Below are 23,886 nucleotides of genomic sequence, written 5' to 3' on the forward strand. Positions count from 1 at the left end.
TTTCACAAAAAAAACCTAAACAAAATCCGCCATGAGAAAAGATCATTCTTCTTCATGGAGATTTGTTTAGGTTAATGCTTTTTCATAACACGCCTAAAAGAAATCAGTTATTTTTTTGGTGTTCCTTTGTGATTCTTTCAATATGGATGACTAAAAAAACAAGTTCGTCTTCTGTCACATTCCAATTGAATTCTCGTTTTAACATTTCTTTGATAATCAATCCGCAGGCATAACTCTTCATATAACGATCCTGAATTAATTCTTTTAACGAGTCATCCATCTGTTGCGGCGGGTGATTGGTTTCCTGCCTCACAATAAAATATCTCAAGTGTGTGATAAACCTCGAATAATTAATGGATGATTTATCCAATATCATCTCGAAAATATTTTGAATAATTTTGACGATTTCCTTCGTGAGGTGAGTCATCTTAATGGTGTCTCCCATAGACTGACCATCTATTTGAGCGTTTACAAAATGCAGGGCAATGAGTGAAGCTTCAGTATCTTCAAAAGAAATGCCCATCATTTTTTGAATAATTGTCAGTGCTTTTTTCCCGATTTGATATTCTTGAAAATAGAGATGTGGAATTTCCCACACAATGGGGTTTTCATACGCCATTTTTTCTTCGTGCCTTTGAATAGCAAAGGTAAGATGATCGGATAGCGAAAAGAGCACGCTGGAACCTAACTTCTTATTCAACATCTCTTCGCCCACACGAATGATTTTTTCAGTTAATAAAAGGATATCAGTTGGGATAGCGGCAAGTTGAGATTCTAATGGAGACGTCTGATCAGAATAAAATGTCTTACTGACAGCGCTCTCATCAAGAGTATCACCTTTCTTCTTTTTAAAACCTATTCCTGTTCCAAAAACAACGACTTCATTTTGAGTCTCTGTTAGAGCTAATACGATATTATTATTTAAAACTTTAACGACGGTGAACATCCTCATCCCACCTTACCTAAAATGCTAAAAAAAGCATAAAAAAACACCAAAATCTCAGCAAACAACGTACAAAATGTACAAACTGTTTACCTGACTTGGTGGTGCCTGATCATATCAGTAACACTCCTGCATCGGTTACGACTTTATTTTAAACAGAGGGATGACCAAAGTCAACTATTTTTTCTGAAAAAATAGATTGAAATACCTATAATCATTTTATCTTTCATTGATCATTTTACGGTTTAACATTTTTAAGGTTGCTGTAAGGTTCGGATTAATACAAGTTAAGGTTGAGGTTGTACAATGGGGTTGTAAGGAAGTGAGGGAAGAGTCAAATGGTCCCCTCTTCTAAATCAATCATAGAGGTGAAAAGGTTTGAGAGAAAATAAAATTTTGTCTTCATTATGTTACTTCAGTATCTTTTTTGCACCGTTTCTGTTTCCAATTATCGTCTATTTCTTAGGAAAGGACGAAGTGAAATATCATGCGAAAAAATCGCTTTGGACGCATTTAATTCCTTATTTGATTTTTGGCATCGGTATTGCCGGTTCAGGGTTACTTGGCATGAACGATATCAGTCATGCTGGTCCGTTCTTAATTGCAACGTATGCTGTGACATTCCTTGTCGCGATCTACTTCTTCATTTGGAACATTGTGAAAGGCATTAAAGTGTTTTCAGAATAATAGTTGAAAAAAACGGTTCTGTGATTGAGCAGAACCGTTTTTTTGTATGTCCGTTCATGCGGGTAATTGGATATCAATCGTTGTTCCTTCCCCTATCATACTGCGTATCGTAGTATCCCCGCCGTGTTTTTGGATAATATCCTTTGCAATCGCCATTCCAAGACCAGAGCCTGCATGTGTCCCTCCTGTATTTGTCCCTCTATAGTAGCGGTCAAACACTTTTTCTAGCTCTGCCTCTTCGATTCCTTTGCCGTTGTCTTGAATCGTAATGTGGGTGTTTTCTTTTTGTTCAAGCTGTACAATGATGTTCACATCAGCATCATTGTGAACAAGGGCATTTAAAATGAGATTGGTGACCGCTCTTCGTATGAGGATCGTATCAATATTCAGCATAAGCTTGTCTACATTCGTTTGCAGCTCAATGGTCTGATCTGCATATCTCGAATCGTTGAGGATATCAATTAACGTTTCACGCAGCAACGGTACAATGTTCACCAGCTCTTTATGCAGCATCACGTCGTTATTTTTCAGCCTTGTTGTTAAATTGAGATCCTCCATGACATCTTTGATGTACAGTGATTTATTCTCTATGATGCTGGCATAATGTTTGATGTCTTGATCTGAAAGAGGATAATTTGGATCTTTCATGATTTCTGCATAGCCTTGAATGGAGGATAATGGTGTTTTAATATCATGAGAAATATGGCTGATCCACTCTTCCCGCATTTGCTCTAATTTGTCTTTTTCTTTTTGGCTTGAAGCGAGCTGTTCTGATAAGTGATTGACATTATAGAAGACATCTTTATATATCCCCTTAGTTGGCAGCTTCGTCGTATAATCTCCGTTTGCGAGCCGCTGGATGCCATAAATGGCACGGCCGAGCGGTTTGATGAGCTGCCGGCTGAATAAGTATCCAATGACTAAGGCAATGATGGCATCAATCGATAATAAAATCATCGTCCCGATATTGAATTGCGATATTAAGTCTTTCGTATTGAACGAAAATAAATATTTTCCGATGGAAGGGTCCTTAAATCCGATAAAGTAGCTGTATTCCTTGCCCTTTCCATTTTTCCCCCCAGCATAGATAGTCGACATCAATTGCTTATCTTTATATTTATGTAAGTTTACGATTTCTATAGGTGTGTATTTGCTTTTTAAGCCTTTAGGTGCTTGTGCATGATAAACATCTTGTCCATTTTCGTCTAATATTTGAATCCATGCATTTTGTTGTTTTAAGGCTTGCTGTCCTTCTTTGCTCACAGTGATATCTTGATCGGACAAGGTGATGTATTGTTCAAATGTTCTTGTGAAGGTTTCCGGCGTATTTTCTTCGTTTTGCTGGCTGCTTGCTTGTAGTACAAGCCAAATCATGAATCCAAATAAGTTAATAAAGACCGTGATAATGGTCACGATAATGACAGAGACCATATATCTGCCTGTTAATCGCCATTTCATCTTTACGCATCCTTTACAACGAATTTATAGCCAAGTCCTTTAACCGTTACGAGAAATTCTGGTGTAGATGGGGAATTTTCTATTTTCTCCCGAAGTCTTCGTATATGAACCATCACCGTATTATCAGAACCGAAGAAATCCTCTCCCCAAACCGTTTGATAAAGCGTTTCTTTACTGATCACGCGATTCGGGTGCTGCAAGAAATAGGTCATCAGCATAAGTTCTTTCGGAGTGAGCTCAATCGCCGCTCCGTTTTTCGTCAGTTCGGCTTGCTGCTCGTTTAACTCAAATGGCCCTTTTTTGATGATGGGTTCTGCTTGAGAAGGCTGTAAGTATGACGACCGTCTAAGCTGGGCTTTTACCCGGTAGGCGACTTCTTTTGGACTGAACGGCTTTGTAATATAATCATCACCGCCAATGGCAAGTCCTACAATTTTGTCTGATTCCTCTCCCTTTGCTGATAAAAAGATAATCGGAACATGCGAGACGTCTCTGATTTGTTTGCAAATATCGTAGCCTTCACCGTCTGGTAGCATAATATCCAGTATGACGAGATCGGGTTGTTCTTGATGGAATTGCGAGAGCCCATCACGGGCAGTTGAAGCTGTTATCACCCGGTCAATGCCTTCTCTTGTTAATACGGTATGGATTAATTCTAAGATTTCTTTTTCGTCATCTATAATCAATACTTTGCTTTGAAGTTTTGGCATTATGATCACTCTCCTGAAGTCATTGTTATTATTATACCCAAAGTGGAGACGTCGTGAAAAATCAACTTTCTATTTACACAGAAAAAGCCAATTTTCTTTGTTAATGAGAAAATTGGCTTTTGGTGTTTTTTAGCGTTTGACCACAAATGTTGTCACACTTTGAGCAGGGAGATGAGCCCAAAATTGATTTCCTGATATGTTTAAGTCAGTTCCAGGCTGGAGGTTACTGTTGCTGCTCGTGATCCATCTTGACGCTTGGGAAGCAGTTCCGTTTTGCATGACAAAGTGTTGATTGACTCCTGTATTGTTTTTGTTAATCGCGACAATGACGACCTGATTGTTTCCTTTATAGGCTGAGACGAAAACATTCGGTTCAGGGCTTTTCGTTGCATCAATTCTGACGTACCCTGGACGCACAAACTTGGAGAAATGCGCCATGTTGTATCCGCGCTTGCTAATCATTCCATCTTCTTTCATAGGACCGTATGATCTCCGGATGTACCACCACACATACGCCTGAAAGTCCCCTTCCACCATTGAATGGTGAATATGCTCTGATACCCCTAATGCCTCAGGCCAGCGGTCCGCTGAATTGTTATCACTATTCGGGTAGTAGACCTCTGTCATCCACAGCTCTTTTCCCCCTCCTTTTTGTTTGAAAAGAGGATACGGAAGCTGACTGATTTGGGTTCCGTACAGATGGGCACCGAGAATGTCCATATTTCTAAGCGCCTGCGGATCGTTTAAGATAGGATCTGAGATATTCTTAAGGTATTGAAAGGATTCTGGTGCAATCACACGTGCATTTATGGAGCCAGCATTTTCTCTCATGAATCGCAGGATTTCCTGAGGTGTCCACCATGTCCATTCATGTGCATAATCAGGCTCGTTCTGTACAGAAATGGCATAGAGATTGACGCCATTATTTTTCATGAATGTCACAAAATCATTCAAATGCTGAGCATATGCGGCGTATTGATTGTATCTCAGCCGCTTTGCAGACGCACCATTACGGTTGAAAGTCTCTACCATATGGCTTGGAGGATTCCAAGGCGAAGCGATCACCAAAGCGCCGTGCTCTATCGCTCTTTTGGCGGTGGCGACTTCTCTGTGCCAATTATTTCTGTTCTCGTCTACATAAATCCGTAAAATGGAGAATCCTAACTGATTCTGTCCATTGCCAAAGGCGGTATCCCTTTGAGGGCCGGTCAAATCACCAATCCAGGCCGGGTGGTTCATTCCGCCAAAGCCGCGGATCACTTGTCTTTCCGCGTTGACATTAATATTCGCATCTGCCGCTGACACCTCAGTTACCCCAGGCCCTAAAAACATGACAGACAACATAGTGAAGCAGACCAATAAAGTGCAAATTGGTTTTTTGATTATGGACATCAAATTTTCCCACTCTCCCATCAACCATTAATCGATGCCGTAGCATCAGATTTTGTTTACCTTTGAGTAAACTGCCAGGAATCAAATTGGAATAGGTTGGCACCATTTCCTTTGAAGACAAAAAATACGTTGTGTACTCCCGTTGCCCCGTTTACTGCCGCTTCTATTTCTCGCCAGTTTCCGCCTGTGGAAGGGACATTGAGTGTTCCAGCAATTCTACCGTCTGGACTGCCAAGACGTACTTCAATTTGTCCGCCTGAAGCGGCTGCTACATTGGCTTTAAAGGTTCTGGCACCTCTCGATCCGAAATCGACATTACTGACAGCCACCCAATCGCCGTTTTGAATGTTTGTGACGTGCTGGTTATTGGCTGGCCCACCAGGTGCTGAGGAGGCCTCTGTTAAAATGCGCCCATTCCAAGCGAATGTTTCAGCTTCTACCCGTTGATAAGGATTTAAGTTGGAAAGCTGTTTAACGCCTTCAAAATTGGCTGCGACCTCTCGAAGGGAGCCGTCAGCATTATGCACAAGCTTATTAATGTGGGGAGATCTGTAGCCTTTCCCTGCTCCGTATAAGGCAGAACTCACCGTTTGTGTGTGATACACGACATACCACTCGTTTTTAAAATTGAACACAGCATGATGGTTGTTACCGCCGCCACCGAAAAATGCACCCGGATTTTTCAAGAAGTGTCCTTTATACGTAAAGGGACCCATAGGACTTGAGCTCCTCATATAGCCGATCTCGCCTGGTGGTTTATCTGCTGGGTGAGAGCCGCCAAAATTGATGCAATAGGAATAGTAATAGGTACCGTTATACTTATGCATCCCTGAATCTTCAAACATGAAAGGAGCATCAATGGTTGATGCACTACCGACCACACTTGTCATGTCAGGCCCTAGCTTCAGAACTCTTGCTGTTTTAGGATTGGCCCATTGTCCCTGCGTTGGATTTGAACCGCCTGGAACGCCTCCACCAGCATATAGATAACCGGTCCCGTCATCATCTACAAATACGGCTGGATCAAACAGCCATACAACACCTGACATCCCTGGTGTATTTGGCGTGACGAGCGCTTTTCCGATAGGATCTTTCCATGGACCAATCGGGCTGTCCGCTGTCAGGACGCCAATCCCTCCACCGCTGTTAGCAAAATAAAGGAAAAATTTATCCTTCCCATTGATCTTCTTCACCGCAGCGGCTGGAGCCCAAGATGCGCCTGCCCATTTGGCAATCCCTTTCCCGCCATTGGCCCCATTGGCACCTGCTACTGGAATCGCTCCGTGATCTGTCCAGTTCACCATATCCGCCGAAGAGATGACAAAAACCCTATTCAAATTTGCAAAAGAATTGTCCTTAATCGTTCCATTGCTGTGATACTCATAGTCATCGCTCGACATATAAATGTACACTCTTCCGTTATAGGTGAGCGCAAACGGATCTGCCCCCAGGTGATGGTCTATGAGCGGATTTGCATTTCCTACTCGTTTTGCAATGGGGGTACTTGCTGCACTCGCATCATATACAGGTATACAGCTCAGTACCAAAGCAAGAATCAATAAACCTAAACCGCACTTCATCCTCTTTCTCATCGTGTCATTTTCCTCCTGTTTTCATCTTCCTAATCTTGGGGTTTACGCCCAATTTCAAATTATGTTGATAGACGCTGATGAAGAATGAATACAAAGGATGATTTCTTGGGAGAATCGCTGCTAAAACAACGATGAAAACCCTTACTTTTTGACTAGGAGACAACAAAAAAATGCAGTTCTCCTTTTGGAACTGCATTTTCTTAGCTTATTTATGATTGTTGATCACATATAACGCGCGGTCACCATTTTCTTTCTTGTGTAAAACTCTACTCCGTCTGTTCCATTCGCGTGCAAGTCCCCGTAGAAAGAATCCTTCCAGCCGGAAAACGGGAAAAATGCCATTGGTGCGGGAACACCGATATTGACGCCGAGCATCCCTGCGTCGATGTTTTCGCGAAATTCTCTGATGCTTGATGCACTGTCTGTATACAGGCAGGCACCGTTCGCAAATTTTGATTGATTGGACAGGTCGATTGCTTCTGTTAGTGAAGAGACACGAACAATGGATAAGACTGGGGCGAAAATCTCGTCCTGCCAAATTTTCATTTGATTTGTCACATGGTCAAAGATCGTTGGTCCAACGAAATACCCTTTTCCATTTGTTTCGTGATCTTTCCTGCCATCACGAATGAGACTTGCGCCTTCTTCAATCCCTGACTGGATGTATTGAAGCGTTCGTTCTTTATGTTCCTTTCGAATGACTGGACCAAGAAAGACCTCTTCATTTATTCCATTTCCAATGACGAGCTCGTTCGATTCATCAACTAATTTTTGAATGAGCTCATCTGCCACTTCTTCTTCCACTGCGACAACGGCCGCAGCCATGCAGCGCTCTCCTGCTGATCCAAAGGCAGCACCAATGATTTGTTTCGTTGCCGCGTCTAAATCTGCATCTTTGAGAACAATGGAGTGATTTTTTGCTCCTGCAAGTGCTTGGACACGTTTGCCATGCTCTGTGCCTTTTTTATAGACGTATTCTGCGACTGGCTGAGAGCCGACAAATGAAATGGCTTTGACCTTTTGATGTTCAAGCAGACCATTGACGACATCGTGAGCCCCATTGACAATGTTGAGAACCCCTTTTGGAAGACCTGCTTCTTCGAATAGCTCGGCTAATCGCGCGGCAAGAATCGGCGTGCGCTCTGAAGGTTTTAAAACAAACGTATTTCCGCACGCAATGGCAAGCGGAAACATCCAGCAAGGGACCATCATCGGAAAGTTAAATGGTGTAATCCCGCCGATGACGCCAATTGGATAGCGGTACATGCCGGATTCGAGTCCAGATGCGATATCTGGTAATTGTTTTCCCATCATTAAGGTTGGTGCACCAGCGGCAAATTCGACACATTCAATCCCGCGCTGCACTTCTCCTTTTGCTTCTGTTATGCTTTTTCCGTTTTCAATCGTGACGAGTTCAGCCAGCTCATCCCATTTTTCAACGAGTAACTGCTGATATTTAAATAAAATGCGGGCACGGCGGGGAACGGGGGTTTTCGACCAAGTGGTAAATGCTTGTTGTGCTGCCTGTACCGCACGTTCGACATCTTTTTTTGTTGATAGCGGCACTTCTGCGATGATCTCGCCAGTAGCTGGGTTATATACTGCCTCTGTTTGACTAGTTTCTGCCTCAATCCATTGTCCGCCAATATAATTTTTCAACATTTGTACATCTGTTTTGGTCATGTTCCCTCTCTCCTTTTTATGAAAAAATGTCATGCTTATAGGATGTGTTTGGTTGTCATTGTCTCATCTAATGGGCGCCCATCTGTATACACTCTTTGTCAAATATTATTGTCGTTTTGGTTTACGTTGTGATAAAAGCTTGCTCTAACGTGTGAAAGGTTGCCAACCGTCCATTTGTTTGTGAGAAATGATTCCGGAATGTGATTCATTCATGATGTATTTTTGATTAACTGTTGGTTAACTTTAGAAAAATCATAATATTAAAAACGCTTTCAGTCAATCCTCTTTTTGCAGCATAAAAAAACCTGATGCGCGTAGCATCAGGTAGAGGCTGGTTTATTTCTGTAAGTTGGTTGATGCGGCATATTGATTCGGTTCTGCAAAATGCGGAAGCATCTCACCATGTGCTTCAATGAGTTCATCGCATAATTTGATGATGTCATCAATCGATAGTTCAGCGCTTGTGTGTGGATCAAGTAATGCCGCTTGATAAATGTGCTCTTTTTTGCCGCTGATTGCTGCTTCGATTGTCATGAGCTGTGAGTTGATATTGGTCCGGTTCAGTCCAGCCAATTGTTCAGGGATCTCTCCGACATAGCATGGCATGATACCGCTCTGATCTGCAACACACGGCACTTCGACACACGCTTTTTCAGGCAGGTTGTGAATGAGGCCTCCTGTGTTCAGCACATTCCCAGCAAATTTAAAGGGAACGTTCGTTTCGATCGCTTCAATGATACGAGAACCATATTCTTTTGAGCGAGTATGTGTGATCTGTGTATTGCCCACAAGGTCATGCTTCATGGTATTCCAGTTGTTGATTTGTTCCTCGCAGCGTCTCGGGTATTCATCAAGCGGAATATTAAATTGACCAATCAGTTCTGGATAGCGTGATTTAATGAAATAAGGGTGGTATTCGGCATTGTGCTCTGAGGATTCAGTGACATAGTACCCGAATTTATCCATCAGCTCAAAACGTACCATATCATGATGCCGCGATTGCTGCTTTTCTTTTGCTCTTTTTTTGATGTCTGGGTACAAGTCTTTTCCGTCCCGTTTCACTTCTAATAACCATGCCATATGATTAATGCCGGCAATTTTTTCTTCAATGCCTTCATGATCCATTTCAAGTGATTCAAATAGATCCTTTGTACACACCTGCACACTATGACAAAGACCCACTGTTTGAACCTGTGTATAGCGCTGCATCGCGCCTGTCAGTGTGGCCATTGGATTTGTGTAATTTAACAATAAAGCATTTGGGCAAACCTCTTCCATCTCCTTTGCAAAATCAAGCATCACAGGAATTGTTCGAAGGAAGCGGAAGATGCCGCCGATGCCAACCGTATCCGCAATCGTTTGTCTTAACCCATAGTTTTTCGGAATCTCAAAATCAATCACCGTGCTTGGCCGGTAGCCTCCAACCTGGATGGCATTGATCACATATTTCGCATCCTTTAAGGCTTCTTTTCGGTTGTGATAGGACTTAATGGCCACATGTGCACCGTAGTTCTCTTTTAAATGGCGGAGCATCGTTTCGGATTCTTTCAGCCGGTTGTGGTCGATATCATATAAAGCGAATTCAAAACCGGTTAGTGCAGGGACGAACAAACAATCTCCTAATATATTTTTAGCAAACACGGTACTCCCTGCACCGATAAATGTAATTTTAGACATAGACGACTCTCCTTTTCGCATCCATATTGAACTACCCTTTGACAGAGCCTTGTGAAAGCCCTGCGATAAAATATTTTTGCAACAGTAAAAACATCGTCACCATCGGCAGCATTGCAATGAGCGCAGCAGCACCAACGAGCTGAAGCTGATGTTGATTTTGACCAAAAAAATGGGATAAGGCGACTGTGAGTGTATGCATCTCTTTATCTTGCAAAAAGAAGATGGCAAATTGATAGTCGTTCCAAATATACACACAGGCAATGATTAAAACAGAAGCGGTAATGGGTTTCAGAAGCGGAAAAATGACGGTGAAAAAAACTCTAAGTGTCCCAGCTCCATCAATACGGGCTGCTTCTTCAAGCTCCTTTGGAATGGTCGACCGGATAAAGCCTGCGTATAAGAAAATCGTTAGCGGCAAAAAAGCAGCGACATTATTTAAAATAGCGATTTGATAGGTGTTCATCATCCCGATTTGAACGACCATTTTATAGAGAGGGACAAGGGCTGTGAGTGGTGGAATGACCATAATGGCGATGAATAAAACATAAACTGCTTGATTTAGCTTTGTGCTTCTCCTTGCGAGCGGATAGGCTGCAAGAGAGCCAAGAAAGATGAGGCATACAGCAGAGCTGAACGTAATGATCACGGTATTCAAAAAGGATTGGCCAAGCTGAGCCTCTGTCCATGCCGTGCGAAAGTTTTCAAGATGAAGCGCTTTTGGAAACAGCCATTTTGAACTGAAATCTCCTATCCCCTTTAATGATGTCGTTACCAAGATATAAAATGGAATGAGATGAAGCAATGTCACCAAAAGGGCGAGGAAGGTGTACCATCTCTTCTTACGTTTAAAGGCATTTTCCATCACACCTCGGTCTCCTTTCGTTTGAAATACATCAGCGCTGCGACACTAATGACAAGGATGATGACCGCCATGAAGACCCCTTGCGTTGCTGCATAGCCTGCATCCTGACGTTTGAAATACAGATCATACATAAAGGTCGACATCGATTGCGAGGAATCTCCAGGTCCGCCGCCAGTAAGCGCCACAATGACATCAAAGAGCTTGAGCCCGCCAATGACATTTAGCACAACATTAATGGTGATAGACGGTATAAGGAGAGGCAATGTAATTCGCCTGAATTGCTGGAGGCTGGATGCACCGTCTAATTGTGCGGCTTCATAATAATCCTTAGGAATGCTTTGCAGTCCTGCTAAATAAATGATCATCGCGATCCCGACGAATTGATAGGTGTTGACGAGCACAATGATCCATGTGTTTAGTTGCGGATTGCCAAGCGCATTCATTTGATCAAATCCAAAAAGCGTCACCACATCGTTTAAGGCACCGCCTTGGTAAGCAAACACAAAATACCAAATATAGCCCATCGCAATCGGACTAATCATGACAGGTAAATAGACAATTGTTCTTGCGATCGCTCTCATTTTTAAGCTTTGATTTAATAAAAGAGCATATCCAAGTCCGATGATATTTTGTAAGATGGTGCTACCGATGCCGTATAGAAGTGTATTTTTAACAACAAGCCATGTCGTTGGGTCCTGAAGCAGGCGCTTATATTGATCCAGCCCAATCCATTCATAAGTTTGTGAGAACCCATTCCAATTCGTAAAAGATAGCTGAATTCCGTTCAAAAAAGGATAAATGATAAAGGTACTGACGACGAGAACAGCTGGCAAGTACATCCACCAAAGGGATGAATTCTGGCTTTTTTTCATTTTCTGTTTTGGTAAAGAGGTGAATGCGGCTGGCTGCTGTGCTTTTGTGATGTCATTCATTGGCTTCACTCCTGTTTCAGCATGAGCCTGCTATTGTTTTTTCAGACGCTTATATTCTTCTTCCATCTTCTTCGATAATTGTTCTGGTGTAATGGAGCCTGCTAATAATTCTTGACCCGATGTTGCCATGACAGCCCACATGCCGCTTGGTAAGTATTTTCGATCGAAATACGGTTCAATCTTCACCTGTTCGTATTGATCGTAAAACGTAGAGTAATAGTTTTTCGCTTTCACTTGCGTTAAGGCTGCTTCAGAGGATGTGCCTTCTGCGATCTTTTTCGCATTTTCAGGCTTTGCGAGAAAATCAATGAATTGTTTTGCTTCTTTTAGATGCTTGGAGTCTTTCCATGCAGCGACCGTAAACCGTTCTCCTCCAATCCAGCTTTGCTTATCTCCTTCATGAATAGATGGAACTGGCATCGTCCCTACTTTGATCGATGGATTGAGTTCAGATGCTTCAGGTCCTAATGAGCCTCCGACAAAGGTGAAGGCTATTTTGTTTTGTGCCATCAGTTCAGGTGCTTGAGATAGTTTTGCTGTGAGGACATCTTTGTTTAAAAGATCTTGATCCTTCAGCTCCTTCATGAACTGTGCAAGCGGTGTATAGAGAGACCAATCAAATGATCCGTTTTCAAGGTCTTTTCCGTATCGGTGGTTTGGACTGGTGATCAATAAAGGTGTGGCGAGTTCATCAAAGACTTGGGCGATATTTGAGTTGTCTCCTCCTGGTATCCAGAGCGGCACAACCTCTCCTTTGCTCTTTTCCTTCACTGTCAGCAAAGCGGATTTTAGCTCATCAAGTGTTCTAGGGATTTCAATGTCATAGTCCTTTAATAGATTGGCATTAAAGCTAAGCCCGTCTTTTGCTTGATTCAGCGGATACGCGTATACTTTGCCATCTTGGTCCTTTAAAATTTGATCGAGTGAAGGATCAAGCTGTTTCACCCAATCCATTTCTTTTAAATCAGCCACATACTCGCTGTAGCGCAGTTTTGCCCAGCCATGTGTGTCAAACAGATCCGGCATATCGTTTGCCCCCATTTTGACGCGGATCGTATCTTCATAGCTGTTGCCTGGGAAGTTGGCATCGATTCGAAGATGTGGATGCTCTTTTTCAAACTCACGAATCACTTCTTCAAACGCTTTTCTTTCCCCGCTGTTGCTCATCGTCGAAAAGAGAGTTAGGGTGACCTTTCCGTTTGCTTCGGACGTACTGTTATTGCTACAAGCAGACAAAAGAATGGTCAAGATAAAGGCCGCAGTGAGTAGCATGATTTTTTTATTCATGGTTTCCTCCTTTTAATCACTGAAAATTCAGACGATAATCGGTAGAATTCATGCAGTTGCGGAAACAAAAGAAGTCCATTATACTGGAATTCTATTCTTTTCAAAGAGATAAGAGAGCATACCAGTAGGCTGCCTTGTTCTTCGCATGATCTGGCCATCATGCTAGCAGCTTGCTTTCTGCTTTTTTGTCTCTTTTTTGTTTGCTGAAATCTCGGGTTCACCCCCTTTCATGGATGAGACATGTGCTGCCTCGTTCGATGAGTTTTGTTGGCACGACGACTTTTAGAGGAAGCTTTCTGCCGTTTATTCTCTCAAGCAAAAGCTTCAGACCGACTTCCCCCATTTCTTCTGTATATACTTTGACGGTTGTAAGCGGCGGGCTTGAAAATGAAGCCGCTTCAATGTCATTAAACCCAACAATGGATACATCGAAAGGAACACGCAGACCGGCTTCGTTGAGCGCTCGCATTGCACCGATCGCCATTGAATCACTTCCGATAAAAAAGGCTTGTGGCAGGTTTCCTTTTTTAATGGCCTTCTGCATGAGCGTATAGCCTTCTTGCATGGAGTATTCTCCAATATGGATGTCATCCAGATGAAGACTACCTGCCTCTTGCATTCTTTTCATAAACGTCGTTTGTCTTTCGTCCTCAATCACAGCATTACCTTCGAAATAATGCTCTCGCTCCTTTCCGCCAATATAGCCTAGATGTGTATAGCCAAGCGATTGCAGATGGCGAATCGCTCGATCTGCCGCTCTGACAAAATCGACATGTACACAATCATATAAATCCTCATCCGCATAATGATTGATAAAAACAATGTGTTCCATTCGATTTGTCATTTTTTCCACCGTATCAGGGCTAATTCGTCCAATGACGATCAAACCGTCAATATCCTTTAGCATCGCCCCTTTATCCATGCTTCTCAGGCGAAAGGTATGGAGGGTGGAGAGCCCTTGTTTGGCATATTCTTTTTCAATTCCTTTTCGAATCGATGAAAAAAAGGGGTCATTTAATTCTTCGTCAATGGATTGAGCGACAACGATACCAATGATTGGGGATTCAGATGGGCTTTTTTCCTCTGTTTGATCGGCTTTTCTTGCTCTCACTGGGGTATAGTTTAACTTCTTTGCAATGTCGAGGATGTTTTGTCTTGTTGCGTGCGAAACGGCAAGGGTTTGATCGCCATTTAACACACGGGATACAGTAGAAACGGACACTTTTGCATCATGAGCAATATCTTTGAGTGTGGTCATAGGCAAACTCCTCTTGGTTTTTGACTAAATATTTACTAAAGATATTTGAAGGATAACATGTTGATAAAGCGCTTTCAAGTGTGAAGTTATGATTTTTTATTTTGTTTTCGAGTATGTTTTGGTTAGATACGATGTTTTAGTAAAGTTGCGTAAAAAAGAGGATGGGTTTCATCCTCTTTTAATAACGTGATTCAATTGAGGCTGTTTCTTTTGAAAACAATTGCTTCATTGTCTCCCAAGCTGTATCAAGTTGATGGTGAAGTCCAAATAAACCTGAGGTACCGATAATATAGATCTCGTTTCCAGCCTCAGCAAGCAGCCGGAACGTGCTCTCATTACAGGAGCCGTCTACTTCAATTGAAAACGTGTAGCCTCCCTTCTCTTTTACATCTTTCACCTGTTTCATTTTCTGAAGCATTTCTTTAATAAAAGGCTGCCCTGCAAAGCCTGGATCAATCGTCATGATCGTCACTCGGTCTATTAAATGTATATAGGAATCTAACACTGCAATTGGTGTGGCTGGATTTAAGACAAAGCCAACCTCGCAGTCTCTTTGATGGATATGCCGAATGATCCTAAAAACGTCCTTTTGCACGACCTCTGGGTGTAAGCAGATCATGCTTGCGCCAGCATCAATACAGGCATCAATTAAAAATTCTTGGGGGAATTCAGCCATAAGATGCACATCAATTGGTCTATCTGTCAGTTTTCGGAGCTGTTCTATGAAAAAGGGTGATAAGGTGATATTTTTCACGTAATGACCATCCATGACATCGACATGATATCGATCTGCTCTTGTGTTGAGAATATGAATATGTTCGCGGAAATGCGTTAAATCCATGCACATCAGTGAAGGTGAAAAAATGGCTGTCATTCCCAGGTTCCTCCTTTTTACAGTTGAAATAAAAGCTTGATCAATCCAATCAAGATTCCGATGATACCAAAGTCTGTATCTCCAAAAGTTGTCCCTTCAAAACCAAGGGTTCCTAACACAGGTAATAAACAAGCAGGTAAAAAAGAAAGAAGCAATCCATTTGCAAATGCCCCAGCGACAGCCCCTCTCACGCCTCCAGTTGCATTACCATACACTCCTGCTGTAGCGCCGCAAAAAAAGTGCGGGACTAGACCAGGAACAATGACAGTTAAACCAAACAATGGTAAAAGAAAAATGGATACAATGCCTCCTGCAAAGCTGCATAAAAAACCGATAATGACTGCATTTGGAGCAAATGGAAAAACGGTTGGTGCGTCAAGTGCCGGTTTTGCCCCTTTCACAAAACGATCGGCAATCCCTTTGAAAGCAGGCACGATTTCACCGATTGCCATCCGAACCCCGGCTAAAATAATGTACACACCAGCAGCAAAGGTTATCGCCTGGATGAGAATGAAGACGGCGAAGTTCGTGCCCCCACTCATTTGTTCTATAAAGGGAATACCAGCAAACGGTGCAATCGCAAAGAAGAGCAAAGCCATCGTGATTGAAATGGCCACAGATGTATCTCGTAGAAAGCCGAGTGATTTAGGCACTTGAATGGTTTCTGTTGATCTCTCTGGACGACCGATCCATTTTCCGATCATTCCCGCTGTAAAATAACCGAAGGTACTGAAGTGTCCAAGCGCAAGATCATCGCTTCCAGTGACTTTCCTTGTGAATGGCTGAAGAATAGCGGGTGCAATGACCATAGCGGTCCCTAATATAATTGAACCGATAGTGACAAGAAGCGCTCCTTGCATTCCTGCTGTCGAAAGAACGACTGCGAGCATTGCAGCCATATACAAGGTATGGTGTCCTGTTAAAAAGACGTATTTAAAGGGGGTGAATTTTGCCAATAATAAATTGACCAGCATGCCAAAAATCATAATGAGAGCCGTCTGTGTCCCGAATTCCTTTTGAGCAATGGCTGCCATGGCATCTGTATTTGGGACAACCCCTTGAATGTGAAATGCTGCTTCAAACATTTTTCGAAAAACGCCAAGTGAATCAGACACGACTGTGGCGCCCGCTCCTAATATTAAAAAACCCATCGTTGTTTTTAAGGTGCCTGACACGGTATCGGCAGCTGATTTTTTCTGCAAAAGTAAACCAGCTAGTGCAAACAAACCGATGAGAATGGCTGGTGTGCCCAATATATCGTTCATGATCAGTTCTATCATGATGTGAATCCCCCTTTTTCGTGGCTTAAATGTGTTTACGAAGGACGTCTTTAATAGCTTCCTGGTCTAACAAGTTATTTAATCCAGCGACCTTTCTTGTGCCGTCATCCAGCTGATCGATAATGTCTGTTGCTCCGATATATAGATCAGCCAGTTCATTTTTACTTGTGCTGAGATCGGTATGGTCCACTTCAGCTACAAGCCCTAACTCTTCTAATGCTTTTTTGACATTCATTTCTACGATAAAGCTGCTTCCTAATCCGTTTCCGCACACAACAAGAATTTTTTTCATTCTCTTTTTCCTCCTTTATCGTTGTGAAAATTGATCAATTAGTTTTTGCACCGATGCTAATTCATTTGCTTCAATCAGTTGTTTCCTCCGTTTTTCATCACTTAACAGCATGGTCAGCTGTTTGAGCGCTTTCAGGTGAGTGATACTGTCAATGGCTGCTAGCACAATGATGAGACGAACTTGTTTTTTTTCATCCTTAGAGAAAAAAACGGGCCGTTCGAATGACATGAGTGACATGCTTAATTCGTTCACGCCGTCCTCTGGTCTAGCATGCGGAATGGCTACTTGTGGCGCGATCACAATATAAGGTCCATTTTGATGAACGGACTGAATCATGGCCTCCACATAACCTTTCTGAATGGCATTTTGATCGAGTAAAGGCTGCGCTGCTTTTGTGATGGCCTCTTGCCATGTTTCTGCTGTTTGTTGGAGATGAATGGTTTTTTCTGTTAATAAATCGTTTAACACTGGTTTCCACCCTTTCTGATGGGATACATATGCGGGATGCAGTAGCGCTTTAAGATCACGAAGCAGTGCATTTTCATTTTGTACGATGGTATGTTGTTGAATGATGTTGAATAAAGCGTTCACATTTTTCTCATCAAACCTAGTTTCTGCACCTTCTCCATATTGAAGTAAGGTTTTTTTCTCATAGGCAGTAAGGATGGGATGAACGAGATGAACTGGCTTTCCTTTAAACGAAATAGGTGTTGTTGACACAACAAAGTCGACATCAATCGATGACAGTTGTTCATATGAGCGCTTTGATAATAGATCACGTACATCGATATAACCGATTAATTCGATAAGCTGTGTTTTCAGCATATGACTTGTGCCAATTCCTTCGCCGCAAACAATGTATACAGAACGCCGCACAATTGGCGAAATCCCTTCTCTTCTCATCCAACCACCAAAATGCATCGCCACGTAAGCAATTTCATGATCACTTATCTTGGAGCAGGTCGCCTTTTCTAAATGGCATACGACCTTTTGAGTGATGTCAAACACCTCTGGCTGTGTTTTTTTAATAGATTCTGTTAATTCATTGTTGATATCGATGTGATAGATGAGTCTGTAATAGGCAGGAATGAGATGCATGGTTAAGTTTTGCTCCAAGGCTTCGTACTCTTGAAAGGAGATACATGCATATCGCTGAAAATCAACAATCATTTGTCTGGCAATGGTGCGAATGAGATGCTCTTCTGGCTTTTGACTTGATGGAAGCTTTTGTTTCTTGGCGCTGAGCCATAGAGTGCTAAGAAAATAGATTTCATCATCATGAACTTGAAGGCCAGTTTCTTTTTGAATTCGTGCCATGAAACGAATAGCCTCCAAGCATTCATCTGTTTCCTGCAATGTACGCTTTTCTTCGTTTGAAAGGTGTACAGCACGTCCTAGCTTCATCCGCTTAAAGTAGAAAAAGAGATCCAAAGAGAGCTGATCCAGCATGTCATCTGCAAACTCGAGCTTAAGCTCTTGTTCTGACTGCTCGAGGAGATGCTTTAACCGCTTATATGAAATTGGCCCCTTTAACCAAAAAGATGGAAACGCTTTTTCGTTTTTTATCATGGTGCGAATGGAATGAATATAAGGTTTCAGCGCCAATCGAATCATTCTTTCTTTTCCTGAAATCAAATAGCCGCAGGCTGCCTGATAGTGAAGCGTGAGCTGCTGCTTTGAAAGTGCTTCTTTTAGCTGTTTCATATCTTCAAGCAATGTATTTCGGCTCACTTTGGTCAGCTTCATAAAATCATCAATTTTTAGACGTTTCTCACTGCATGCAATGGATAAGAGCAGGATCGCCCTTCTTTCCTTTACACATGGTTCATAATCAGAACCAACGAGAATGGTGTTCGCTTTTTGAATAATGACTTTTTTTTCATGTGTGAGTAAGTAGTAGCCAAGTTGATCTTTTCGCTGAACGCCACTAAGCTCATGAGTTTTCAGCCAGCTATTCATTCGTTTGATTTCAGAGTAGACGGTTCGAGTAGAGACATTCAGTCGGTTCTGTAAATCTTCAATTGATAAATAAGATGTCGTGTGAATCAGCATCGATAATAAAGTCGTACCCCTTTTGGTTAAGTGCAGTTCGAATTCCTCCCTTCTTCCCTTTGGTTATAAGTCTAATCAACTCCCCTGCGTCAAAGAAGCCCAAATGTTTTCAGCAAATGCTGTGCAGGTTTTTGGGTGCTCTTTTGCTATAAGAAAAAGCACACCCGTATGAGTATGCTTTCAGACTTGTAATGTTTATTTTAGTCCTTTGTCTTTTTTTCGTGATAGAAACAAACCCTTCGTAATGAGGTCATGAATGTCCTTAAAATCGTTTCACATGCCTTTTTTGACCCTTCACAATGCTTTTGGCATTCTTATTCACACAATATGTACTGATGATCCACGCTGAAAAAGGTTCCCTTTTTGTCGGCTTTTTCTCGGTTTAAAGCCCAATAAACGCAAAAACCTTGAAAGGCATAAAGTCAATCAAGGTTTTTCTACTTTCTATAATCTTTTATTTTTCCTATACGTGACGCTTAAAATTATTTCTTGTTTAAACTAAAACCGAAATCCAAATAGTTTTCATAAGAAATGCAAATACACCAATCACCTTCTAATGGTACAAAGTAGTGATGCTGTGGGATATCTAAAAAATAGACTAGTAACTCTTCTATATGCTTTAATTCAAACTGGTACCCAAACTCTGTAAGATTATCCCCTATGTAAATTACTTGTAAGTTATTAGCTAAATATTTTTCTTTTAATTCAGTTATAAATAGAAGAGCATCAGGAAGTAAAGATTCATTATTTGAGTTCTTACTATGATGGTTATTAGTTTGTAACCAATCTATTTTCGACCCATCAAATTCAAATTTTTGTTCTATTAAATCTAAATAAATTTCTGGATTTTTATTTACTTTGACACAATTAAGAAGGTCTTTTAATTCCAAATCCTTTATTAGATCTTCATCATAAGTATTCAATAAAATTAACCCCTTTATCTAAAATGTTTTTGTATTTTTTTAACTGTTTTTTCGGATGCATCAAATTGAAAATGCGGTCCCTTTTCTTTCCCAGCCCAAACGTTAATATGAGCACCACTTCTACTATCATGTTCGATTCGGAAACCTACTTTACCGTCCTCAGTTTGTCTACCTATAGGTTTATTTCTAGTATATCCAAATTTTCCAAAGGTTTGTTTTTCAGATTTGAAGCCTCTTTCCTCCAACCAAACCAATGCTTCATTTCGAGATTGCTCATATGACTTGTTTTTATTTGTAGCCTTAACCCCTATTTTACCGTGAATCCCTTTCGCCCCAAACGGCAAAAGCATTCCCAGAGCCGCATTCATACTCGCTTCCTGCTGTTCTTTTGAGATCTTATTCCCAAACATATCACGCCCTGTAATCGCTTCGCTGAAACCGTTGGTGGCGGTAAGACCATATAAGCCTTTTTGAGATGTTTTTAAGGCGTCAAAGGATTTTTGCGATGTCTTGTAAATGTCGACTGCTCTGACTGCGGCTGATGTGGCTTGAGTTGTTTTATAGACGGCTTTTCCACCTTTGAAAATACGACCTGCCCATCCGACGATTGGGATATAACCTGCTGCTGCCATGCCGCCTGCGGCGACGCGCTGTCCTGCGGTGAGCTCTTCACCTGTGATCGGGTCAACACCTGTTGCGGCACGTTTTGCATCGTTCACACCTGTCAATTCATTGACGATATTTCCGCCATAATCAAGTGCTTTTTCATACCAAGGACGGTTGGCGAGTGCTTCCTGTTCCTTTGCATTCTCACGGGCCTCTTCTTGTTCTTTTTTGATTTTCAGATATTCAGAAGTTTGCTTCTCAATATCGCTTTTTGCCTTGTAGATTTCACTATTTTGATACGCTTTCTTGTCAAAATTCATAGGCGAAATGGCTTTTCCGTCATTTGTGGCATTCATCATTTCCGTATACAATGCCATTGTAGCTTGCTGCTCCGTTTCTGACAAAGCATATTCATCTTTTAAATTTTGATCAAGCTCTCTTAGGTCTTTGATCGTCTTTTTTCGCTCGTCTTCCGCATCTGCAATTTTTTCATCAAAGGTTTGACTATCAAATACTTCTAGAGAAATGAGGTCGTCGATGTCTTGAAAAATCGTTTTAAGCGCCTTTTTTTGATCCTTCACAATGCTTTTGGCATTTTTGATGCCCATATGTACAGCGTTGTCTAAAAAGTGTTCTTCTACGAAGGTTTCGCCGCCAAAACTCGTATCATCAAGTGTCCCAGAAACACCTTCATGAAAGGCTTTTTGCTTATCAATGAAGCTGATAAACATATCTACATTTCCAGCCAGTTCTTTATAAAAGCTTTTAATGTTATCGGCACCTTTTCCAGTGAAATCATCACCGAGGTTAGCCACGCCTTGAAGTGTCTTTTTCAAATTGACCATTTGTTCACGGAGTTCCTGGTAGTGTTTTGCCCTTGCATCCATGGCACTTGTTAGTGCTTTTGCATCAAGTATCTTCCCCAGAAGAATTCACTCCTTCCTATTCATTGACAAGGTCAATTTTACCAACACAAAGTTTGTCATTAAATAGGAATATAGATACAAAAACAGTACTTAATATGTAAATAATCCGTGTTTTAAAAGAACGCCTTAGCCACGCCATCGTCAGTAATAATTAAAAGGAGACTTTTACAACCATCCTTTGATTAAAACCGTTTGAGTTGCTCCATTTTATACAAGTGTTGTAGAACACTTACATGGTAAGGAAGTGGTCACTAATCGACCAATCTGCAAATTTTTATTATCTTATTTGAACAGCTCATAGAAAAAGCACACCCGCAACAGTGTGCTCTCTTACGATTTAGACTTAAGTAATTGCAGCTCTTGATCCATAATATCTGCTGCTTCGGTAATAAATTGAATAATTAAGTCTAATTCTTCTCGTTTGTATTCGTTTGTAAGCTGTTTTGTTGATGCCGATAAGGATCGAAAGAGTTCTTTTACCTGTGATTTCCCTGCTGTTAATGGAACGATGATGACTCTTCGTTTGTCTTTTGGGTCCTTTTCTCTTTTGGCGTAGCCTGCTTTTTCAAGGCGGTCAATCAGAGCTGTGACCGCACCTGAGCTAAGACCTGTTTTTTCACTTAATTCTCCTGCTGTGAGAGGACCGAGTTCGTTTAATAAATCGGCTGATTTGAGGTCTGTTGGGAAAAGGCCAAGCGATTGTGCGGCCGCTTGGTGGAATAAAACCGTTCGTGTGGCGAGGCGCCTCATTGTATGGATGATCAGGTCTGCTCTGTCTTCTGCGTCGTTCTTTATTGACAACTTGTTCTCCTCCCTTTAAAATCAATTTATCTTGATCATCAAGATAAATGTTCTCTTACTTTATATTTAAGTTGATCATAGCAAAAATAAGGAGAGAACGTAAGCAGGAGGTAAATGAAATGAATCATGTGGATAAAGGCAAGGCATCCACTCGCTTAGTTGTCATCGGTTTGCTGTTAGGAATTTTTATGGCGGCGATGGACAATACCATTGTTGCAACAGCAATGGGAAGCATCGTAGCAGATTTGGGCAGTTTTGATAAATTTGCTTGGGTGACGGCTTCTTATATGGTGGCAGTAATGGCTGGAATGCCGATTTACGGAAAGCTTTCTGATATGTATGGTCGAAAGCGTTTTTTTCTGTTTGGACTTATTTTCTTTTTAATTGGATCTGCGCTTTGCGGTATCGCACAAACGATGGATCAGCTCATTATTTACCGAGCCATTCAAGGGCTTGGAGGCGGTGCCCTTCTTCCGATCGCGTTTACGATCATCTTTGATATCTTCCCGCCTGAAAAACGCGGGAAAATGTCCGGTATGTTTGGTGCAGTGTTTGGTTTATCGAGTGTACTAGGACCACTATTAGGAGCTATTATCACAGATTCAATCGGCTGGCATTGGGTTTTCTATATTAACGTGCCAATTGGTATTGTTAGTGTGTTCTTGATCGCCAGATACTATCATGAATCACTAGAACATCGCAAGCAGAAAATTGACTGGTCAGGTGCTATTACACTTGTCGTGGCGGTTGTCAGCTTGATGTTCGCTCTTGAGCTTGGCGGTAAATCCTATGCATGGGATTCGGTGCAAATCCTCACACTTTTTGCCGTGTTTGTTGTGTTTGGTACCATCTTCTTTATTGTTGAGCGTAAAGCGGAGGAACCGATTATTTCATTTTGGATGTTTAAAAATCGTTTATTTGCGACATCTCAAATTTTGGCGTTTTTATATGGCGGAACATTTATTATTCTTGCCGTCTTCATTCCTATTTTTGTCCAGGCGGTGTACGGTGAATCAGCGACAAGTGCAGGATTCATTTTAACACCGATGATGATAGGGTCTGTCATTGGCAGTATGATTGGCGGAACGATGCAGACGAAAGTGCCTTTCAGACGTCTTATGACGATCTCTGTCATTTCATTTTTCGCGGGGATGCTGCTGCTTGCCAATATGTCACCAGATACAGCTAGACTGTGGCTCACAATCTTTATGATGATATCAGGCTTTGGTGTCGGCTTCAGCTTCTCCCTTCTGCCGTCAGCTTCAATGAATGATCTTGCCCCTCGTTACCGAGGCAGTGCAAACTCGACCAATTCATTTATGAGATCACTTGGGATGACACTTGGTGTCACGATTTTTGGGACGATTCAAACCAATGTCCTATCGAATCGCTTAGCAGATGCCTTTAGCGGAATGAAAGGAGTCCCTTCTCAAATAGGCGATCCACAGGCCATTTTCCAAGAAGGTGCCCGTTCACAAATTCCGCCTGATATTTTAAATAAAGTCATCGATGCGATGTCACAAAGTATCACGTACGTATTTTTGATTGCGTTATTCCCTATTGCCCTTGCAGCGATTACGGTCCTGTTTATGGGAAATGCACGGGTGCGCACATCAAATGAAATGAAAGAAAGCGAATAATGTGAAAAAGC

General features: G+C 41.8%; 20 protein-coding genes. 2 read left to right on the forward strand and 18 right to left on the reverse strand.

Annotated elements, in window-relative coordinates; all coding sequences use genetic code 11:
* Positions 1-103: 103 nt before the first annotated feature.
* Positions 104-946, reverse strand: coding sequence for a PRD domain-containing protein (locus MHB83_RS13870; protein WP_050944866.1), 843 nt, complete (start codon positions 944-946; stop codon positions 104-106).
* Positions 947-1,321: 375 nt separating this feature from the next.
* Between MHB83_RS13870 and MHB83_RS13875 the strand changes: the two genes are divergently transcribed.
* Positions 1,322-1,630, forward strand: a complete 309-nt coding sequence (locus MHB83_RS13875; RefSeq protein WP_050944865.1) for a DUF4870 domain-containing protein — start codon at positions 1,322-1,324, stop codon at positions 1,628-1,630.
* A 54-nt stretch (positions 1,631-1,684) separates the two neighbouring features.
* Here the strand turns inward: MHB83_RS13875 and MHB83_RS13880 are convergent, their stop codons facing one another.
* The 17 genes from MHB83_RS13880 to MHB83_RS13960 all read right to left on the reverse strand — a co-directional run bounded on the left by MHB83_RS13880 (position 1,685) and on the right by MHB83_RS13960 (position 22,184).
* Positions 1,685-3,088 carry a HAMP domain-containing sensor histidine kinase gene (locus MHB83_RS13880; protein ID WP_342496404.1) on the reverse strand — a complete coding sequence of 468 codons (1,404 nt, stop codon included), beginning with the start codon at positions 3,086-3,088 and terminating at the stop codon, positions 1,685-1,687.
* A gap of 2 nt (positions 3,089-3,090) precedes the next feature.
* Positions 3,091-3,798: a response regulator transcription factor gene (locus MHB83_RS13885; RefSeq protein ID WP_050944863.1), complete on the reverse strand. Its 708-nt coding sequence runs from the start codon at positions 3,796-3,798 to the stop codon at positions 3,091-3,093.
* Between the two features lie 129 nt (positions 3,799-3,927).
* Entirely contained in the window at positions 3,928-5,193 is a 1,266-nt protein-coding gene (locus MHB83_RS13890; protein WP_226805255.1) for a glucuronoxylanase, read from the reverse strand.
* Between the two features lie 53 nt (positions 5,194-5,246).
* Positions 5,247-6,782 carry a glycoside hydrolase family 43 protein gene (locus tag MHB83_RS13895; RefSeq protein ID WP_342496405.1) on the reverse strand — a complete coding sequence of 512 codons (1,536 nt, stop codon included), beginning with the start codon at positions 6,780-6,782 and terminating at the stop codon, positions 5,247-5,249.
* A gap of 222 nt (positions 6,783-7,004) precedes the next feature.
* Positions 7,005-8,465 carry a CoA-acylating methylmalonate-semialdehyde dehydrogenase gene (locus tag MHB83_RS13900; protein ID WP_003211356.1) on the reverse strand — a complete coding sequence of 487 codons (1,461 nt, stop codon included), beginning with the start codon at positions 8,463-8,465 and terminating at the stop codon, positions 7,005-7,007.
* A gap of 336 nt (positions 8,466-8,801) precedes the next feature.
* On the reverse strand, positions 8,802-10,142 hold the full coding sequence (locus MHB83_RS13905; RefSeq protein ID WP_342496406.1) for an alpha-glucosidase/alpha-galactosidase: 1,341 nt from the start codon (positions 10,140-10,142) through the stop codon (positions 8,802-8,804).
* Positions 10,143-10,173: 31 nt separating this feature from the next.
* Entirely contained in the window at positions 10,174-11,004 is an 831-nt protein-coding gene (locus tag MHB83_RS13910) for a carbohydrate ABC transporter permease (protein WP_335355809.1), read from the reverse strand.
* Positions 11,004-11,936 carry a sugar ABC transporter permease gene (locus MHB83_RS13915; protein ID WP_050944858.1) on the reverse strand — a complete coding sequence of 311 codons (933 nt, stop codon included), beginning with the start codon at positions 11,934-11,936 and terminating at the stop codon, positions 11,004-11,006. Before MHB83_RS13915 ends, MHB83_RS13910 begins: the two co-directional genes overlap by 1 nt.
* 30 nt (positions 11,937-11,966) lie before the next feature.
* Positions 11,967-13,223: an ABC transporter substrate-binding protein gene (locus MHB83_RS13920; protein WP_310023941.1), complete on the reverse strand. Its 1,257-nt coding sequence runs from the start codon at positions 13,221-13,223 to the stop codon at positions 11,967-11,969.
* Positions 13,224-13,440: 217 nt separating this feature from the next.
* Entirely contained in the window at positions 13,441-14,481 is a 1,041-nt protein-coding gene (locus MHB83_RS13925) for a LacI family DNA-binding transcriptional regulator (protein ID WP_335355808.1), read from the reverse strand.
* 178 nt (positions 14,482-14,659) lie between these two features.
* The gene (gene alsE / locus MHB83_RS13930; protein ID WP_335355807.1) at positions 14,660-15,355 is read right to left on the reverse strand and encodes a D-allulose 6-phosphate 3-epimerase; all 696 of its coding nucleotides are present in this window, start codon (positions 15,353-15,355) and stop codon (positions 14,660-14,662) included.
* Between the two features lie 17 nt (positions 15,356-15,372).
* Positions 15,373-16,635: a PTS ascorbate transporter subunit IIC gene (locus MHB83_RS13935; protein WP_106028859.1), complete on the reverse strand. Its 1,263-nt coding sequence runs from the start codon at positions 16,633-16,635 to the stop codon at positions 15,373-15,375.
* Between the two features lie 25 nt (positions 16,636-16,660).
* Entirely contained in the window at positions 16,661-16,927 is a 267-nt protein-coding gene (locus tag MHB83_RS13940) for a PTS sugar transporter subunit IIB (RefSeq protein WP_050944853.1), read from the reverse strand.
* A 15-nt stretch (positions 16,928-16,942) separates the two neighbouring features.
* Positions 16,943-18,979 (reverse strand): BglG family transcription antiterminator, encoded by a 2,037-nt coding sequence (locus MHB83_RS13945; RefSeq protein WP_342496407.1) that lies wholly within the window; start codon positions 18,977-18,979, stop codon positions 16,943-16,945.
* A 482-nt stretch (positions 18,980-19,461) separates the two neighbouring features.
* Positions 19,462-19,902, reverse strand: a complete 441-nt coding sequence (locus MHB83_RS13950; protein ID WP_212046441.1) for a rhs-associated protein — start codon at positions 19,900-19,902, stop codon at positions 19,462-19,464.
* A gap of 14 nt (positions 19,903-19,916) precedes the next feature.
* Positions 19,917-21,395 carry a T7SS effector LXG polymorphic toxin gene (locus MHB83_RS13955; protein WP_342496408.1) on the reverse strand — a complete coding sequence of 493 codons (1,479 nt, stop codon included), beginning with the start codon at positions 21,393-21,395 and terminating at the stop codon, positions 19,917-19,919.
* Between the two features lie 369 nt (positions 21,396-21,764).
* The gene (locus tag MHB83_RS13960; RefSeq protein ID WP_050945458.1) at positions 21,765-22,184 is read right to left on the reverse strand and encodes a MarR family transcriptional regulator; all 420 of its coding nucleotides are present in this window, start codon (positions 22,182-22,184) and stop codon (positions 21,765-21,767) included.
* A gap of 170 nt (positions 22,185-22,354) precedes the next feature.
* Here MHB83_RS13960 and MHB83_RS13965 point away from each other — a divergent pair, with 170 nt between their 5' ends.
* Positions 22,355-23,875, forward strand: coding sequence for an MDR family MFS transporter (locus MHB83_RS13965; protein WP_137055674.1), 1,521 nt, complete (start codon positions 22,355-22,357; stop codon positions 23,873-23,875).
* The last annotated feature ends 11 nt before the right edge of the window (positions 23,876-23,886 follow it).

The sequence above is a fragment of the Bacillus sp. FSL K6-3149 genome, assembly GCF_038630515.1.
GTDB classification, from domain to species: domain Bacteria; phylum Bacillota; class Bacilli; order Bacillales; family Bacillaceae; genus Bacillus; species Bacillus pumilus.